17 protein-coding genes and 1 riboswitch are annotated in these 16,146 nt (G+C 72.2%); of the genes, 5 read left to right on the top strand and 12 right to left on the bottom strand.

Annotated features, from left to right (window positions below):
• Nucleotides 1-3: 3 nt before the first annotated feature.
• Together VNG13_01800 and larE are read right to left on the bottom strand one after the other, a co-directional pair.
• Nucleotides 4-390 carry a cold-shock protein gene (locus tag VNG13_01800; protein ID HVA59254.1) on the bottom strand — a complete coding sequence of 129 codons (387 nt, stop codon included), beginning with the start codon at nt 388-390 and terminating at the stop codon, nt 4-6.
• Nucleotides 391-469: 79 nt separating this feature from the next.
• Nucleotides 470-1,303 (bottom strand): ATP-dependent sacrificial sulfur transferase LarE, encoded by an 834-nt coding sequence (larE, locus tag VNG13_01805; GenBank protein ID HVA59255.1) that lies wholly within the window; start codon nt 1,301-1,303, stop codon nt 470-472.
• Nucleotides 1,304-1,354: 51 nt separating this feature from the next.
• Between larE and VNG13_01810 the strand changes: the two genes are divergently transcribed.
• On the top strand, nt 1,355-2,344 hold the full coding sequence (locus VNG13_01810) for an ATP-binding cassette domain-containing protein (GenBank protein HVA59256.1): 990 nt from the start codon (nt 1,355-1,357) through the stop codon (nt 2,342-2,344).
• Complete coding sequence (locus tag VNG13_01815; protein HVA59257.1) at nt 2,341-3,123, top strand: ABC transporter permease; 783 nt, start codon at nt 2,341-2,343, stop codon at nt 3,121-3,123. Before VNG13_01810 ends, VNG13_01815 begins: the two co-directional genes overlap by 4 nt.
• 57 nt (nt 3,124-3,180) lie before the next feature.
• Here VNG13_01815 and groL read toward each other — a convergent pair whose 3' ends face one another.
• The 3 genes from groL to thrC form a co-directional block, all read right to left on the bottom strand.
• Complete coding sequence (gene groL / locus VNG13_01820) at nt 3,181-4,812, bottom strand: chaperonin GroEL (protein ID HVA59258.1); 1,632 nt, start codon at nt 4,810-4,812, stop codon at nt 3,181-3,183.
• A gap of 175 nt (nt 4,813-4,987) precedes the next feature.
• Entirely contained in the window at nt 4,988-5,272 is a 285-nt protein-coding gene (locus VNG13_01825; GenBank protein HVA59259.1) for a MoaD/ThiS family protein, read from the bottom strand.
• Entirely contained in the window at nt 5,269-6,525 is a 1,257-nt protein-coding gene (gene thrC / locus VNG13_01830) for a threonine synthase (protein ID HVA59260.1), read from the bottom strand. Before thrC ends, VNG13_01825 begins: the two co-directional genes overlap by 4 nt.
• 15 nt (nt 6,526-6,540) lie before the next feature.
• Nucleotides 6,541-6,681, bottom strand: a riboswitch (SAM riboswitch).
• Between the two features lie 40 nt (nt 6,682-6,721).
• On the opposite strand from thrC, the gene VNG13_01835 reads away from it, so the two are divergent.
• The 3 genes from VNG13_01835 to VNG13_01845 are packed head-to-tail and all read left to right on the top strand — an operon-like array spanning nt 6,722 to nt 9,981.
• Entirely contained in the window at nt 6,722-7,696 is a 975-nt protein-coding gene (locus VNG13_01835; protein ID HVA59261.1) for a glucosyl-3-phosphoglycerate synthase, read from the top strand.
• A complete protein-coding gene (locus tag VNG13_01840) occupies nt 7,693-8,532 on the top strand; it encodes a hypothetical protein (GenBank protein ID HVA59262.1) in 840 nt (279 codons plus the stop codon). The genes VNG13_01835 and VNG13_01840 overlap by 4 nt, the downstream gene beginning before the upstream one ends.
• 9 nt (nt 8,533-8,541) lie before the next feature.
• The gene (locus tag VNG13_01845) at nt 8,542-9,981 is read left to right on the top strand and encodes a trehalose-6-phosphate synthase (GenBank protein HVA59263.1); all 1,440 of its coding nucleotides are present in this window, start codon (nt 8,542-8,544) and stop codon (nt 9,979-9,981) included.
• Here VNG13_01845 and otsB read toward each other — a convergent pair.
• From otsB to VNG13_01880, 7 genes are all read right to left on the bottom strand, one after another.
• Complete coding sequence (gene otsB / locus VNG13_01850) at nt 9,950-10,777, bottom strand: trehalose-phosphatase (protein HVA59264.1); 828 nt, start codon at nt 10,775-10,777, stop codon at nt 9,950-9,952. The genes VNG13_01845 and otsB overlap by 32 nt on opposite strands.
• 4 nt (nt 10,778-10,781) lie before the next feature.
• Nucleotides 10,782-11,261 (bottom strand): LytR C-terminal domain-containing protein, encoded by a 480-nt coding sequence (locus tag VNG13_01855; GenBank protein HVA59265.1) that lies wholly within the window; start codon nt 11,259-11,261, stop codon nt 10,782-10,784.
• A gap of 95 nt (nt 11,262-11,356) precedes the next feature.
• Nucleotides 11,357-11,650: a DUF3263 domain-containing protein gene (locus VNG13_01860; GenBank protein HVA59266.1), complete on the bottom strand. Its 294-nt coding sequence runs from the start codon at nt 11,648-11,650 to the stop codon at nt 11,357-11,359.
• Between the two features lie 154 nt (nt 11,651-11,804).
• Nucleotides 11,805-12,668, bottom strand: a complete 864-nt coding sequence (locus VNG13_01865; GenBank protein HVA59267.1) for an ROK family protein — start codon at nt 12,666-12,668, stop codon at nt 11,805-11,807.
• The gene (gnd, locus tag VNG13_01870; GenBank protein HVA59268.1) at nt 12,643-13,659 is read right to left on the bottom strand and encodes a decarboxylating 6-phosphogluconate dehydrogenase; all 1,017 of its coding nucleotides are present in this window, start codon (nt 13,657-13,659) and stop codon (nt 12,643-12,645) included. Before gnd ends, VNG13_01865 begins: the two co-directional genes overlap by 26 nt.
• 52 nt (nt 13,660-13,711) lie before the next feature.
• Nucleotides 13,712-14,755 (bottom strand): glucose 1-dehydrogenase, encoded by a 1,044-nt coding sequence (locus VNG13_01875; GenBank protein ID HVA59269.1) that lies wholly within the window; start codon nt 14,753-14,755, stop codon nt 13,712-13,714.
• Between the two features lie 70 nt (nt 14,756-14,825).
• Entirely contained in the window at nt 14,826-16,073 is a 1,248-nt protein-coding gene (locus VNG13_01880; GenBank protein ID HVA59270.1) for a Glu/Leu/Phe/Val dehydrogenase, read from the bottom strand.
• Between the last annotated feature and the right edge of the window lie 73 nt (nt 16,074-16,146).

Here is a 16,146-nt window from a genome sequence, read left to right on the forward strand (position 1 = left end):
GGTCTACTGGTCCAGTTCGTTCGCCATCGCGCGCGCGACCTCGGCGACCGTGTGTGCGGTGCGCTTCTCCGGGTAGCGCCCGCGTCGCAGGTCCGGTAGCACCTTCGACTCGATCAGCTTGATCATGTCGTCGACCAGACCGTGCAGCTCCTCGGCAGGCCGCCGCGCGGCGGCGGTCAGGTTGGGCAGTGCGTCCAGGACCCGCACCGACAGCGCCTGCTCACCCCGTTTGCCCTCGGCGACACCGAACTCGACCCGCTGCCCGTTCTTCAGCGTGGCGACCCCGCTCGGCAGCGCCGACGAGTGCACGTAGACGTCGCCGCCGTCATCGCGGGAGAGGAAGCCGAACCCCTTCTCCGCGTCGTACCACTTCACCTGGCCGGTAGGCACGCCTGACCTCGTTCTTCTCGTGATCTTGCAGGAACTGTCCAGGCTAGCGGCCCACCCGCTCCGGCCCAACCGGAATCGGCTACCGGAAGCGTTCCGGCTCGTTGAGCAGCTCGTTCATCGCGCCCGAGCGGAAGCCCCGGGGATCCACCTCGACCTCGTCGTACCCCTCGACGACGCGCAGCACGTCCGGCCGGTCGAGCAGCGCCGGGACCAGCTCCGGGTCGACCTCGACCCGGGCGTGGGCGCCCAGATCGCGAACCCGAAGGTCCCGGCAGGCGATCCCGGCCTCCGCCAGCGCGGCACGCAGTGCCCGCTCGGCTCGATCGACCCGGCGGAGCCTGGTCGGGGTTATCTCGAGGCCGTACGCGATCCGGCTCGACAGGCAGGCCGCCGCCGGCTTGTCCCAGGTGACCAGCCCCCACTCCCGGCTGGTGGATCGGATCTCGGCCTTGGACAGCTCCGCGTCGAGCAGCGGGGTGCGCGCGCCACGTTCGGCTGCCGCGCGCATGCCGGGCCGGAACCCGGCAGCCGCGTCGTCGGCGTTCGTCCCGGTCACCACCGCGGCGAGGCCCAGTTGCTGCGCCAGTGGCGCCAAAACGTCGACCAGCTCCGCTTTGCAGAAATAGCAGCGGTCGCCGGCGTTGGCGCGGTAGCCGGCCCGCTGCATCTCCGCGGTCCGGGCGGTGAGGTGACGAACCCCGAGCCCGGCGGCCACTGCGGTCGCGGCGGCGAGCTCGCGCTCGGGCAGGCTCGGCGAGACGGCGGTCGCCGCGGCCACGTGGTCCGCTCCCAACGAGCGCACCGCGGCGGCGAGCAGGAAGGCCGAGTCCGCGCCTCCGGAGAACGCGACGAGCACGGACCCCAGGCTCTTCAGGGCGGAGTCCAGCGCCTCGAGCCGCGCGGAGAGGGTCACGCAACCGAGACTAGTGCGGCGCCGCTAACGTCGGGAGTCGTGACCGACCCGATGATCGAAGTGCACGGCGTCCGGAAGAGCTTTGGATCCACGACCGCGCTGGCCGGGGTCGAGCTCACCGCCGAGACTGGCCGGGTCCTCGGCCTCCTCGGCCCCAACGGCGCCGGCAAGACCACCCTCGTCCGGATCCTCGCCACCCTGCTGCGTCCGGATGCCGGGTGGGCCCGGGTCGGCGGCTTCGACACGGTGAAGGACGCCGCCGCGCTGCGCTCGGTGATCGGTCTGGCCGGTCAGTACGCAGCGGTCGACGAGACGCTCACCGGCCGCGAGAACCTCGAGCTGGTGGGCCGGCTCTACCACCTGAGCCGAGCGGAGCTGCGGGAGCGGGCGGCCGCGGTGCTCGACCGGTTCTCGCTCACGGATGCGGCCGACCGGCAGGTTAAGACCTACTCCGGCGGCATGCGCCGCCGGCTCGACCTCGGCGCCAGCCTCGTCGGCCGACCTCCGGTGCTCATTCTCGACGAGCCGACCAGCGGGCTCGACCCGCGCTCCCGCGTGGAGCTTTGGCAGTTCATCGAGGACCTCGTCGCCGACGGCACCACCCTGCTGCTCACCACCCAGTACCTCGAGGAAGCGGACCGGCTGGCCCACCGGATCGTGGTCATCGACACCGGACGGGTCGTGGCCGAGGGGACGTCGGACGAGCTCAAGGACCAGCTCGGCGGGGATGTGCTCGAGGCCCGGGTGAGCGATCCGGTCCGAATCGACGACGCCGCGGCCCAACTCGCCGCGCTCGACGGGGGCACACCCCAGATCGACCGGGACCAACAGCGGGTCACCATCCCCGCGAAGGTCGGAGCCCGGAGCCTGGTCGATGCCGCCCGGCGGCTCGACGACGCCGGGATCGAACTCGACGATCTCGCCCTGCGCCGGCCGTCGCTCGATGACGTGTTCCTCGCGCTGACCGGGCACGCCGCTACCACCGGGGACGCCGAGGCGGCCCCGCCCGACCACTCGCGGCGGCCCCGGAGCCGGGCATGAGCGCCGGGCCGCGGATGACCCCGAGGCTCGCGGCCGGCGACACCTTCGCGGTCGCCCGGCGCAACCTCCGGCACCTGATCCGCACCCCACAACTGCTGGTTTTCGCCAGCATCCAGCCGGTGATGTTCGTCCTGCTGTTCCGGTATGTCTTCGGCGGAGCGATCCACCCCAGGGGCGGCATCCCCTACGTCGACTACCTGATGCCGGGGATCTTCGTGCAGACCACCCTGTTCGGCGGGGCGGCGACCGCGGTCGGGTTGGCCGAGGACCTGCGTGGCGGCATGATCGACCGGTTCCGGTCCCTGCCGATGGCCCGTTCCGCGGTGCTGGCGGGACGCACCCTGGCCGACCTGACCCGTAACGTCGTGGTCCTCGCCCTGATGCTCGCCGTGGGGATGGCCGTGGGATTCCGCTTCCAGGCCGGCCCGCTGGCCGCGGCCGGCGGCTTGCTCCTGGTGCTGGGCTTCGGCTACGTGTTCTCGTGGGTTTTCGCCGCCATAGCGCTCTACGTCAAAGACCCCGAGACCGCTCAGGTCGCCGGGTTCCTGCCGCTGTTCCCGTTCATCTTCGCCAGCTCGGCCTTCGTCGACGTACACACGATGCCGGGCTGGCTCCAGGCGTTCGCCGACGTGCAACCGGTGAGCGTCACGATGAACGCGGTTCGCGATCTGCTGCTCGGTCGACCGGCGTACCACGACGTCTGGCAGGCCATCGCCTGGGCGCTGGGCATCCTCGTCGTCGGCGCTGCGATCGCGATCCGCAAGTACCGGCGCAGCTGACCCGGCGCGCGCAACGGCCCCGGCGCATTCGCGCGCCGGGGCCGTTTCGTTGCGGACTTAGAAGTCCATGTCTCCCATGCCGCCGCCCCCGCCGCCGGGCATGGCCGGAGCCTGCTTCTCCGGCTTGTCGGCGATGACGGCCTCGGTGGTGAGGAACAGCGCGGCGATCGACGCGGCATTCTGCAGCGCCGAGCGGGTGACCTTGGCCGGATCGATGATCCCGGCCTTGATCATGTCGACGTACTCGCCGCTGTCGGCGTCCAGCCCGAAGCCGGACTTGAGGTTGCGAACCTTCTCCACGACGACCCCGCCTTCGAGGCCGGCGTTGAAGGCGATCTGCTTGAGCGGAGCCTCCAGGGCGATCTTGACGATGTTCGCGCCGGTGAACTCGTCGCCCTCGAGGTCGATCTTCTCGAACGCGGTCGTCGACGCCTGGAGCAGCGCGACCCCGCCGCCGGCGACGATGCCTTCCTCGACCGCGGCCTTCGCGTTCGAGACGGCGTCCTCGATCCGGTGCTTCTTCTCCTTGAGCTCCACCTCGGTGGCCGCGCCGACCTTGATCACCGCGACTCCGCCGGCGAGCTTCGCCAGCCGCTCCTGAAGCTTCTCGCGGTCGTAGTCCGAGTCGCTCTTCTCGATCTCGGCGCGGATCTGGTTGACCCGGCCGGAAATCTGCTCCGAGTCGCCAGCGCCCTCGACGAGCGTCGTCTCGTCCTTGGTAACCACGATCTTGCGAGCCCGGCCGAGCAGGTCGAGCGTGGTGTTCTCGAGCTTGAGCCCGACTTCCTCGCTGATGACCTGGGCCCCGGTGAGGATCGCGATGTCCTGGAGCATCGCCTTGCGGCGGTCGCCGAAGCCGGGGGCCTTGACGGCGACCGACTTGAACGTGCCCCGGATCTTGTTCACGACCAGGGTGGCCAGCGCCTCGCCCTCGACGTCCTCGGCGAGGATCGCGAGCGGCTTGCCGGACTGCATGACCTTCTCGAGCAGCGGCAGGAGATCCTTCACCGCGGCGATCTTGCTGTTGACGATGAGCAGGTAGGGGTCCTCGAGGACCGTCTCCATGCGCTCGGGGTCGGTGACGAAGTACGGCGAGATGTAGCCCTTGTCGAAGCGCATGCCCTCGGTGAGCTCGAGCTCGAGACCGAAGGTGTTGCTCTCCTCGACGGTGATTACGCCTTCCTTGCCGACCTTGTCCATCGCCTCGGCGATCATCTGCCCGATCGCCGGGTCGCCCGCGGAGATCGAGGCGGTCGAGGCGATCTGCTCCTTGGTTTCGACGTCCTTGGCTGCCTTGGACAGCTCCTCGGAGACCCGCTCCACGGCGTACTCGATGCCGCGCTTCAGGCTCATCGGATTGGCGCCCGCCGCGACGTTGCGCAGCCCCTCGCGGACGAGGGCCTGGGCCAGGATCGTGGCCGTCGTCGTGCCGTCGCCGGCGACGTCGTTGGTCTTCTTCGCCACTTCCTTGACCAGCTCGGCCCCGATCTTCTCCCAGGGGTCCTCGAGCTCGATCTCCTTGGCGATGCTGACACCGTCGTTGGTGATCGTCGGTGCGCCCCACTTCTTTTCGAGCACGACGTTTCGGCCCTTCGGGCCGAGGGTCACCTTCACGGCATCCGCGAGGGTGTTCATGCCGCGCTCGAGGCCGCGCCGGGCCTCCTCGTTGAACGCGATCATCTTGGACATACGGTGAGTCCTCCCGCTGACGGAAAACTTCGGACCGGACGCGGCGCCCGCGACGGAATGACCGCCCGGCTGAGTCCCCCCAGCCGCGCGGCCCGCCGGGCCGGTCTGTCACTCGACGGGTGTGAGTGCTAACCCAATTATTAGCACTCGACCAAGCAGAGTGCAAGCGGTCGGATCAACCGCCGGCGACCGCCGGGATGATCGACACGAGGGTCCCGTCCGGCACCGGCGTGGCCAGCCCGGCGGCGAAACGGACGTCCTCGTCACCCACGTAGACGTTCACGAAACGCCGCAACCGTCCTTCCCCGTCGAGCACCCGATCGGCGATCCCGGGGTGGGCCGCGTCGACGACGGTGAGCAGGTCGGCGAGGGTGGCTCCGGGCGCCGGCTCGACCGCCACCTCGGCGGCCCCGCCGGTCAGCCCGCGCAGGATCGTCGGAACCCGCAGGGTCACGGTCATGACAGCCCGGCGGCCCGGAACGCGTCGAGGCTGGCCGGGATCGTCGCGGTCGGCCCGACCACACCGCTCACCGCGTCGATCGTCTTCAACCCGTCCCCGGTATTCAGCAGCACGGTCTCCGCGTCCGGGTCGACCCGCCCGTCCGCGAGCAGCTTGCGCAGCGTGGCCACGGTCACGCCACCGGCGGTCTCGCCGAACACCCCTTCGGTGCGGGCGAGCAGCCGGATGCCCTCGACGATCTCCTCGTCGCCGACGTCGTCGATCGCCCCGCCGGTCCGTCGCACCACGTCGAGCGCGTACGGCCCGTCGGCGGGGTTGCCGATCGCCAGCGACTTCGCGATGCCCGACGGCCGGACCGGCGTCACCACGTCGCGACCAGCCTTGTGCGCGGTCGCCACCGGGGCGCATCCGCTGGCCTGCGCGCCGAATACCCGGTAGGGCGTCGGCTCGACGAGCCCGTAGCCGCCCAGCTCGGCGAACGCCTTGTCCACCTTGGTGAGCAGCGATCCGGACGCGATCGGCACGACCACCTGTTCCGGCAGTCGCCAACCGAGTTGCTCGGCGATCTCGTAGCCGACGGTCTTGGAGCCCTCGGCGTAGAAGGGTCGGACGTTGACGTTGACGAACGCCCACGGCTGCTCGCCGGACAGTTCCGCGCAGAGCCGGTTCACGTCGTCGTACGAACCGTCGACCGCCACCAGGGTGCCGCCGTACACGGCGGTGGTGACGACCTTCCCCGGCTCGAGGTCCGACGGGATGAGCACCACCGACCGCATCCCGGACCGCGCGGCCGCCGCGGCGACCGCGTTCGCCAGGTTCCCCGTCGACGCGCAGGCGAGCACCTCGAAGCCCAGGGCCCGCGCCGCACTCGCGGCGACGGCGACCACCCGGTCCTTGAAGGAGTGGGTCGGATTGGCGCTGTCGTCCTTCACCCACAGGGTGCGCATGCCGAGCGCCCGGGCCAGGTTGTCCGCGCGGATCAGCCGGGTGCAGCCGACCCCGAGGTCGACCCGAGTGGACGGGTCAGAACCGGCCGGCAGCAGCGCCGCGTAGCGCCACATAGTCTGCGGCCCGGCCTCGATGTCGGACCGGGTGAGCCGGCGCAGGGTGTCGGTGTCGTAGGCAATGTCCAGCGGCCCGAAGCAGAAGCTGCAGACGTGCGTGGGACCGATCTCGTAGCTGGCGCCGCATTCGCGGCAGGCCAGGCCGACTGCGGAACCGAATCCGGTCGGGCGGGCGACGACGGAGGTCATGGAGCGAGGCCTTTCTCCTCATCTTTCCCGCCGCGGGTCGCGGTCGGGACGGATGTGGCACCTGCCTTCGGTGCGGCCTCGCGGATAGCGCGAGCTGCACCGAGGTGGTTGCCGGGGCTTCACCGGGCCGTGTCCCTCTGCCCCTCGTGATGAGCGGTATTCAGTTGTTCTCGCGGGATGTGCCAGTGTTGCACACGTGCGCGCCGACGCCCGCCGCTGGTTCGAGCGCCGCACTTCGCGGGCCGCGGACTGGCCACTGCCCCGGCTACTCGCCGCGAAGGGCGACAGTCGCGTGGCCGTCGTCCTCCCCGCGTTGAACGAGGCCGCGACGGTCGGCCGGATCATCACGCGGATCCGACGGGACCTTTTTCCCCTTAACGAGGGCCCCGCCTCCCGACCGGGACTGCTCGACGAGATCGTGGTCATGGACTCGGGAAGCACCGACCGCACGGCCGAGGTGGCAACCGACGCCGGCGCCCGGGTGGTGCATCGCGGCGACGTGCTGCCCGGGTACCCGCCTCGGGCCGGCAAGGGTGAGGTGCTGTGGCGGTCGCTGGCGGCGACGAGCAGCGACGTCATCGTGTTCATCGACAGCGATCTCACCGATTTCCATTCGGCGTTCGTCACCGGCCTGCTCGGGCCGCTGCTCACCGATCCGTCCGTGTCGTTCGTCAAGGCGACCTACGACCGGCCGGTGACCGGATCCGACGCCCCGGCCGGTGGTGGCCGGGTGACCGAGCTGGTCGCGCGGCCGCTGCTGAACGTGCACTGGCCGGAGCTCGCCGGCTTCGTGCAGCCGCTCGGCGGGGAGTACGCCGCCCGGCGCAGCCTGCTGGAGCGGCTGCCGTTCCCCTGCGGGTACGGCGTCGAGTTCGGCCTGCTCGTCGACACCCTGCGCCTCGTCGGCCTCGACGCGATGGCCCAGGTCGACCTCACCCGGCGCAAGCACCGCAACCAGGACAACGACAAGCTGGGCCGGATGGCGACCGAGATCTGGCTGGTGGCGCTGGCCCGGCTGGAGTCCGAACGCAAGGTCGACGTGCTCCGCCGGCCGGCGACGGCGATGACCCAGTTCGAGCGGTCCGGCGCCGGCTACCGGCTCATCGACACCGACATCGAGGGTCGGGAGCGACCGCCGATCGTGTCGGTCGCGGGGTACGCGGCCTCATGACCGGACCGGCGACCCGGGTGGTGTACACCGACCTCGACGGCACGATGGTCGGCCCCGGCGGGTGCTTCTTCCGGGACCTGGACCGCGGGCTCACCCTCGAGCCGGCCCGGGCCCTGGTCGAGGCGCTCGACGCCGGGATCCAGATCGTCCTGGTGTCCGGTCGGACCCGGGAGCAACTCATCGAGGCTGCCCGGATCTTCGGTGCCGACGGCTACATCGGGGAGCTCGGCTCGGTGCTCGGCTGGGACCGCGGCCGGCACAGCGAGCTGCTGCGCGGCGCGATGCCGGCCGACCTCGACGGGCCGCCGGCCGCGGCGATCACCGCGGCCGGCGTCACCGACCGCCTGCTCGAACGCCACCCCGGCCGGCTGGAGTACCACGCCCCGTGGCACCTCGCGCACGAGTGCGACGTCATGCTGCGCGGCCTGATCGACGTCGCCGCCGCCGAGGCGTGGCTCGCCGAGATCGGCTTCGGCTGGCTGCGGCTGCGGGACAACGGCGTCCTGCCGAGCTCCCGCAGCCATGGCCTGGTACCGGAGGCCCGGCCGCCGCACGTCTACCACCTGATGCCGGACGGCCTGTCGAAGGGCCTGGCGGTGGCGCGGGACCTGGCCCGGCGCGGCTACCTTCCGCAGGACGCGATCGCGATCGGCGACTCGGCGAGCGACCTGACGATGGCGCCGTACGTCCGGCAGCTCCACCTGGTCGCCAACGGCCACCGCCAGCCGCACATGGCCGCGCTGATCCGCGGGCTGCCCAACGTGACGTTGGCCAACGCCGCGGTGGGGCTGGGCTGGGCGGCGGCGGTCCGCGCCGCCGTGACCGGGCCCGGCTAGCATCCCGGCGTGCCCGCAGCCCTGGTCGTCGCGTCCAATCGCGGGCCCGTGGCGTACAGCCTCGGTGACGACGGGGTGGTGCACGCCCGCCGCGGTGGCGGCGGCCTGGTCTCCGCGGTGGGCAGCCTGGCCGCGGACGCCGGCACGGTGTGGGTCTGCGCGGCGCTGGGTCCGGGCGACCGGCAGGCGGCTCGGACCGCCCCGCAGGGGCGGCTCGACACCGCCGACACCGGCGGGTTGGCCGTACGGATGCTCGACATCGAGGAGACGACGTTCCACCGCGCCTACAACGCGATCGCCAACTCGACGCTGTGGTTCGTCCATCACCTGCTCTACGACACGCCGCGCCGGCCGGCCTTCGACGCGCTGTTCGCCCGGGAGTGGCAGGCCTACGTCGACTACAACTCCGCCTTCGCCGACGCCCTCGCCGCCGAAGCCGCGCCCGGTGCCCGGGTGCTCATCCAGGACTACCACCTGAGCCTCGCCCCCCGGCTGCTCCGGGAACGGCGAGCAGACCTGGCGATCGCGCATTTCTCGCACACCCCGTGGGCGCCGCCGGAGTACTACGAGCTGCTGCCCGACGAGGTCGGGGCGAGCGTGCTCCTCGGGATCCTCGGCGCCGACCACGCCGGCTTCCTCGGCCGGCGCTGGGCCGATGCCTTTCTCGCCTGTGCGGCCCGGCTGCCGGGGGTCAGCGTCGACGGGGACTCCGTGGTCTGCGCCGGGCACCGGACGCGGATCGGGGTGCACGCCCTCGGCGTCGACGGGCCGGCCCTGCTGGCCCGGGCCGCCGCCCCGGACGCGGCCGCCCGGCGGGACGCCCTGCTGGCCCGGACGGCCGGTCGGCAGATCCTGTTGCGGATCGACCGGACCGAGCTGTCGAAGAACATCGTCCGCGGTCTCGCCGCGTACCGGGAGCTGCTCCGCCTCCATCCGGAGTGGCTCGGCCGGGTCGTCCACCTCGTGTACGCATATCCCAGCCGGCACGATCTGCCGGAGTACCGGGAGTACACCGCCGACGTGCAGCGGCTGGCGCAGCGGATCGAGGACGAGTTCGCCCGGCCGGACTGGACGCCGCTCGTGCTCGAGGTGAGCGACGACTACCCCCGGTCGCTGGCCGCCTACCGGATCGCCGACGTGCTGGTCGTCAACCCGATCCGGGACGGGATGAACCTCGTCGCGAAGGAAGGCCCGGTGCTCTCCGACCACGGGGTCGCGCTGGTGCTGTCCCGCGCGGCGGGTGCCGCCGAGGAGCTGGCGGACGACGCCCTGCTGGTCAACCCGTTCGACGTCTCGGCCACCGCCGCGGCGATGGACGCGGCGCTGCGGATGTCGGCCGCGGATCGCAGCGAGCGGACCGGCCGGCTCGCCGCCGCCGCCACCGCGATGCCGCCGGCGGCCTGGCTGGCCGCGCAGATCAAGGCGCTGGACGACCGCGGATCTGCCTAGCGAGCGCCCGGAGCAACTCGACCATGCCGTCGGGTCCGGCCACGACCACGTCGGCGGCGGCGGCCAACTCTGCCGGGGTGTCCCGGTCGGCGACGGCGACGGTGAGCCCCGGCACGCCGGCGGCGCGCAGCTCGGCGACCGCCGCGAACGCCGGCAGGTCGCCGGCGTCGTCCCCGGCTACCAGCACTGCCGTCGGCGTCCGCTCCGCGGCGAGCCGCCGGATCACGGTGCCCTTGTCGACGCCGGGCGGGCGCAGTTCGAGGACGAGCCGGCCGGCAACCAGCTCGAGCCCGGTCTCGGCGCCGAGGACCGCCAGCCGGTCGTGCAGGGCGGCGAGCGCCGCCACCGGGTCCACCGCCGGGCGGGCGTGCACCGCCAGGGCCTGTCCCTTGTCCTCGACATGCACGCCGCGCGCCGCGTCGGCCAGCAGCGCGGGCAGCCGGGCCCGGGCCCGGTCCAGCCCGGCCGGCGGGGGCGGCGCCTCGAGTCGGCCGCCGCGGAGGACCTCGAGCCCGTAGTTGCCGGCGACGACCAGCCCGGGCACCCGGTCCAGCCCGGCGAGCGCAACCACGGTCCGGGCTTCCCGGCCGGTGACGATCGCCAGCCGGCCGACCAGGGTGGCCAGGTCGGCGAGCGCGTCGACGGCGCCGGGGGCCGGGCGGGCGTCGTTAGGGACATCGACGATGCCGGCGAGGGTCCCGTCGAAATCAGTCGCCACGAGTGCGCCGCCCGGTGCGTCGAGGATGGCGGCCAAGCCGGCCCGCCCCGCGACGGTCGTGGGGGTCGGGAGGGCCACCGGCTCAGGCGCCGGCGTAGTAGCGGGTGAGGATTACGGTGAGGGCTCCGGTCAGCCCGGCGAAGCGGGGCAGCCGGCGGGTGATCCGCGGGAAGGCAGCCTGAAGCGCCGCCGCGGCGGCCTCCTCGCCGGGCGCGTAGTAGACGGTGGTTTGCGGGATGCGGCCGGTGAAGTTGCCGATTCGCTGGATCGGCCAGCCGGCGGCCGCGAACTCGGCGGCCGAGTGGCGGGCCAGGCCGGTGATCCGCGAGTTGTTGAGCACGGTGAGCGCCGGGCGGACCGCGGTGGGCTCGGTTCGGACCGCCGGTGCGGCGCCGGTCCGGGCGGTCGGGGTCGGGGTCGGGGTCGGTGTAGGCGGCGCTGTCGGCGGCGCTGTCGGCGGCGGCCCGAGGGTGGTCATCGGCGGCGATCCGACGACCGCGCTGTCGATGCCACCGGCCGGTTGGCCGCGCACGAGGACCAGACCGACGATCAGCGCCGCCACCGCGGCGACGGCGACCGCGGGCGCGAGCAGCGCCCGGGCGATGTCGGCGAGCCGCGCGCGACCGCGCCTTCGGTGCGCGCCGCCGGTGCGGCCGGTCAGCCCTCGAGCCCGAGCCGGCGGGCCGATCGGGCCCGCTGCCGGGCGGCCCGCAGCCGGCGGAGCCGCTTGACGAGCATCGGGTCGGCGGCGAGCGAATCCGGGCGGTCGATCAGCCCGTTGAGCACCTGGTAGTACCGGGTCGCCGACATGTCGAACAGGTCGCGGATCGCCTGTTCCTTGGCCCCGGCGTACTTCCACCACTGCCGCTCGAAGCCCAGGATCTCGCGCTCCCGCTCGGTGAGCTCAGCCGGCCGCTCGGTCACGCTCGACATCGCGTTCGCGGCGTCCATCGGCCCTCCGTTCATCGCGAGGCAGTCCTTCGCGAACCACTCCACCGCCAGGCGGTCCATCGCGAGACTCCACCGCCAGGCGGCACATCTGGCAAACGACAACGTTGTCATTCAAGCATGCTGCCCGGACGATTTCCGGGTCGGCACGCCGCGCTCAGACGATCGGCCGGCTCCACAGCCGGATCCCACCGAGCACCCCTGCTGAGTTGTCCACGATCGTGGCACTCGGCCCGAGGTCGATCGTGACCCGGCGGGAGTTCCCGCCCCCGATGTAGAGGTGGTCGTAGAAGAACAGCGCGTAGAGCTGGCTGATCGCGAGGCCGACCCGGCTGTTCCACTTCCGGTTGCCGATCTTCGCCCGGGCGGCATCACCCAGCTGCTCGTTATAGGTCTCGTTCTTGCGGAACGGGTGGTGCGCCAGTTCGAGGTGCGGGGCCAGCGCGCCCTGGTAGTAGACGGCGGTGCCGAGCCCGGTGCCGAGGGTGATGACCAGCTCGAGGCCGTCCCCCTTCACCACCGCGGCGCCCTGGAGGTCGGCGTCGTTGGCGACCCGCACCGGTCGGCCGAGGGCTGCCTCCAGGCCGCCGGCCAGATCGAAGTTCTCCCAGGCCGAGGTGAGCTCCTTCGAGATCTTCGTGCCGGGGCCGTGCAGGGTGACGAAGTGCGGCGCGGACCGAACCCGCCCGGCCCGGACGACCCCCGGGAACCCGGCCGAGATCCGGTCGAAGCCGGGCAGCTGGGCGCCCAGGCCGGCGAGGTCGGTGAGCAGCTTGTCCGGCGGGCACGGGTAGGTCGTGTCGACCCGGACCCGTTCGCCGAGTGGCCGCCCCCGCCAGTCGAGGAGGGCCGCCTTGAGCCCGGTCCCGCCGATATCGATCGCCAGCGTCTTCGGCTGCAACGCCGCCCGGCTCGCCCGCGGGGGGCGGGTCGCCGCGGGGGTGCCTCGCAGCTTGGTGGTCGCGGGGCCGCCGGCAGGGGCCGCGGCCGGTCGGTCAGTCGGTTTTCTCGGCGTGGCCACCGAACTCCTTCCGCATGGCGGAGAGGACGCGGTTCGCGTAGTCGGCCTCGCCGCGGGAGCTGAAACGGTCATACAGCGCAGCCGTGAGGACGTGGGCCGGGACGCCCTCGTCGACGGCGGCCAGCACGGTCCAGCGACCCTCGCCGGAATCGGAGACCCGGCCGTGGAAGCCGGCCAGCTCGGGGTCCGCCTTCAGGGCGGCCGCCGTGAGGTCGAGGAGCCAGGAGGCGATCACGCTGCCCCGCCGCCACACCTCCGACACCGCCGGGAGGTCGATGTCGTACCGGTAGTACTGCGGGTCGCGCAGCGGGGTGGTCTCCGCATCCTGCTCGGACCCGGACTGGGCGCCCACGTTGGCCTTCTCCAGGATCCCGAGCCCCTCGGCGTATGCGGCCATCACCCCGTACTCGATGCCGTTGTGCACCATCTTGACGAAGTGGCCGGCACCGTTCGGCCCGCAGTGCAGATACCCCTGCTCGGCAGTGTCCGGGCTCCCGGTCCGGCCGGGCGTGCGCTCGATGGTGCCGAGCCCGGGGGCGATCGTGGCGAAGATCGGGTCGAGCCGTTCGACGACATCGGTCTCCCCGCCGATCATCAGGCAGAACCCGCGCTCCAGCCCGAACACACCGCCGCTGGTCCCGACGTCGACGTAGTGCAGCCCCTTCGCGGACAGCTCCTTCGCCCGTTCGATGTCGTCGCGGTAGTAGCTGTTGCCGCCGTCGATCACGATGTCCCCGGCCTCCAGGAGCCCGGCCAACCGGCTCACCGTTTCGCCGGTGAGCGCTGCCGGCACCATCACCCAGACGGCCCGCGGAACGGTCAACGCGGCGGCGAACTCCTCGAGGGTCCGGGCCCCGGTGGCGCCCTCCGACTCCAGCGACTTGATCGCATCCTCGTTGACGTCGAAGACGACGCACTCGTGACCGTCACGCATCAGCCGCCGGACCAGGTTGGCCCCCATCCGGCCCAGACCTACCATCCCGAGTTGCATGTCGGCACCGTCCTCTCCGAAGGAGGCTCAGCCTGTCACGTATCGGCTCCGCTCACGCCTGAATGTCGACAACCACCTTGACATCGTCGGGCTGGCGGACCAGCGCGGTCGGCCACTGCTCCATCGGCACCCGCCGGGTCACCAGGCGCCCCAGCCACTCCCGGTCGGCCTTGGCCAGCGCGGCGGCCGCCTGCTGGTAGTTCGCCAAGCCGGCGTTGACCGAGCCGAAGACGACCTCGTTGGACAGGACCATCTCCTTGTTGACCGCGTCGCCGGCGACCCCGACCTCCCGGGTGCCGGAGGAGATGCCGGTGAGGCAGACGATGGCGTTCGGCGCGGTGCGGCCGAGCACGTCGAAGACCAGCGGGCCGAGTCCGGTGCACTCGATGACGACGTCCGGTGGTCCGGACAGCTGGTCGAGCGAGGTGATGTAGTGACCGCCGAGGGCGGCGACCAGCTCCGGCTTCAGCCCCTCGGTCACCCGGTCGAGGACGTCGACCTCGAGTCCGCGCTGCACCGCGAGCAACGCGGCGAGCAGCCCGATCGGGCCGGCCCCGGTTACCAGGGCCCGGCCGGCGTCCCAACAGGCCCGGGCGCCGATCCGCTCGACCTGGTCCCAGGCCTTCGCGACCACCGAGGTGGGCTCGAGCAGGACCCCGACGTCACCGAGGGCGGGATCGAGCCGGATCGCGAACTTCGGCGCCACCCGCCAGCGCTGCGAGCCGTAGCCGTCCCGACCCTTGATCCCGCGCTCGGTGAACTCCCCGTTGCGGCAGAAGTCCCACTGGTCCTTGGCGCAGCACGGGCAGGGCTGCGGGTCGGGACGGCGCACCACCCCGGCCACCAGGTCGCCGACGGCTAGCTCGCCGCCGGCGGGGGCCTCGAGGACCCGGCCCAGCGACTCGTGGAAGAGGACCAGACGGTCGCGGCCGGCCGGCGGCTGCCCGTAACCGAACTGCGAGATCTCGATGTCGGTGCCGCAGATCCCGACGAACAGGCCCTCGACGAGGACTTCGCCGTCGGCCGGGTCCGGTTCGGCAACCTCGTCGACCCGTGCGGATTCGAGCTGGCCTGGGATCACCGTGCATGCCTTCATGCGGGCTCCTCTCGAGGTGCGCGGTCGAAACTATCCCCCTTGGGGGGACGGCGGCGGCGGGGCTGGCCTCTCAGGGGTAGAGCCCCCGGGTGCGGTGCGCCTCGGCGACCCGACCCACCCCGATCACCTGGGCGGCGATCCGGCGGGAGATCCCGCGGTCGTCCGCCAGCTCGGCGACCTCCGCGTAGGCGCTTTCCATCAGCCGGCGCAGCCGGTCGTTGACCTCGTCCTCGCTCCAGAAGTACGCCTGGAGGTCCTGCACCCACTCGAAGTAGGACACCGCGACGCCGCCGGAGTTCGCCAGGATGTCGGGTACCACCAACGTGCCCTTCGCCTCGAGGATCGCGTCGGCGTCCGGCGTCGTCGGCCCGTTGGCCCCCTCGACGACGAAACGCGCCCTGACCCGGTCGGCGTTGCCTTCGTGGATCACGCCCTCCAGCGCGGCCGGCACGAGGACGTCGACGTCGAGCTCGATCAGCTCCTCGTTGGTTATGACGTCGGTTCCCGGATATCCGACGACCGACTCGGCGCCGGCCCGGATGTGCCGCAACATCGCGGCCGGGTTGAGGCCCATCCCGTTGTAGGCGCCGCCCTTGACGTCGCTGACCGCGACCACCTGGCAGCCCGCGTCGTGGAGGAACTGCGCGGCGAGTCCGCCGACCTTGCCGAAGCCCTGGACCGCCACCTTGACCTCCCGCGGGTCGATCCCGGCCTCGCGCAGGGCGCAGAAGGCGGTGAACAGAACCCCGCGCGACGTGGCGCCGCCGCGGCCCTGCGAGCCGCCGAGGGAGACCGGCTTGCCGGTCACCACCCCGGTGACCGTGTGCCCGGTGTTCACCGAGTAGGTGTCCATGAACCAGGCCATCGTCTGCTCGTCGGTGCCGACGTCCGGGGCCGGGATGTCCCGCTCCGGGCCGATGATCGGCTGGATCTCGCTGGCGTAGCGCCGGGTGATCCGCTCGAGCTCCCCCGGCGAGTAGAGCCGCGGATCGATCGCCACCCCGCCTTTCGCCCCGCCGAACGGCAGGCCGATCAGCGAGCACTTCCAGGTCATCCACATCGCGAGCGCCTTGACCTCGTCGAGGTCGGTCGAGGGGTGGTAGCGGATGCCGCCCTTCGCCGGGCCGCGGGACAGGTTGTGCTGAACCCGGTAGCCCTGGAGCACCTCGATGTGCCCGTCGTCCCGGCGGACCGGGATGCTCACCGTCAGGGCCCGGCGGGGGGTGGCGAGCAACTCGTGCTGGCCGTCGCTGAGGCCGAGTTCGCGGGACGCGGCGGCGAGTTGGATGAGGGCCGAATCCCAGGCCGACTGCGGCACCGCGGGCCTCCCTCTGCGCGGTCGCCGGTGACTGCGCCGGCCGGATCATCCCACGATCGGTCTGCTGCGACCC

This window comes from Mycobacteriales bacterium, assembly GCA_035533475.1.
GTDB lineage: Bacteria > Actinomycetota > Actinomycetes > DATLTS01 > DATLTS01 > DATLTS01.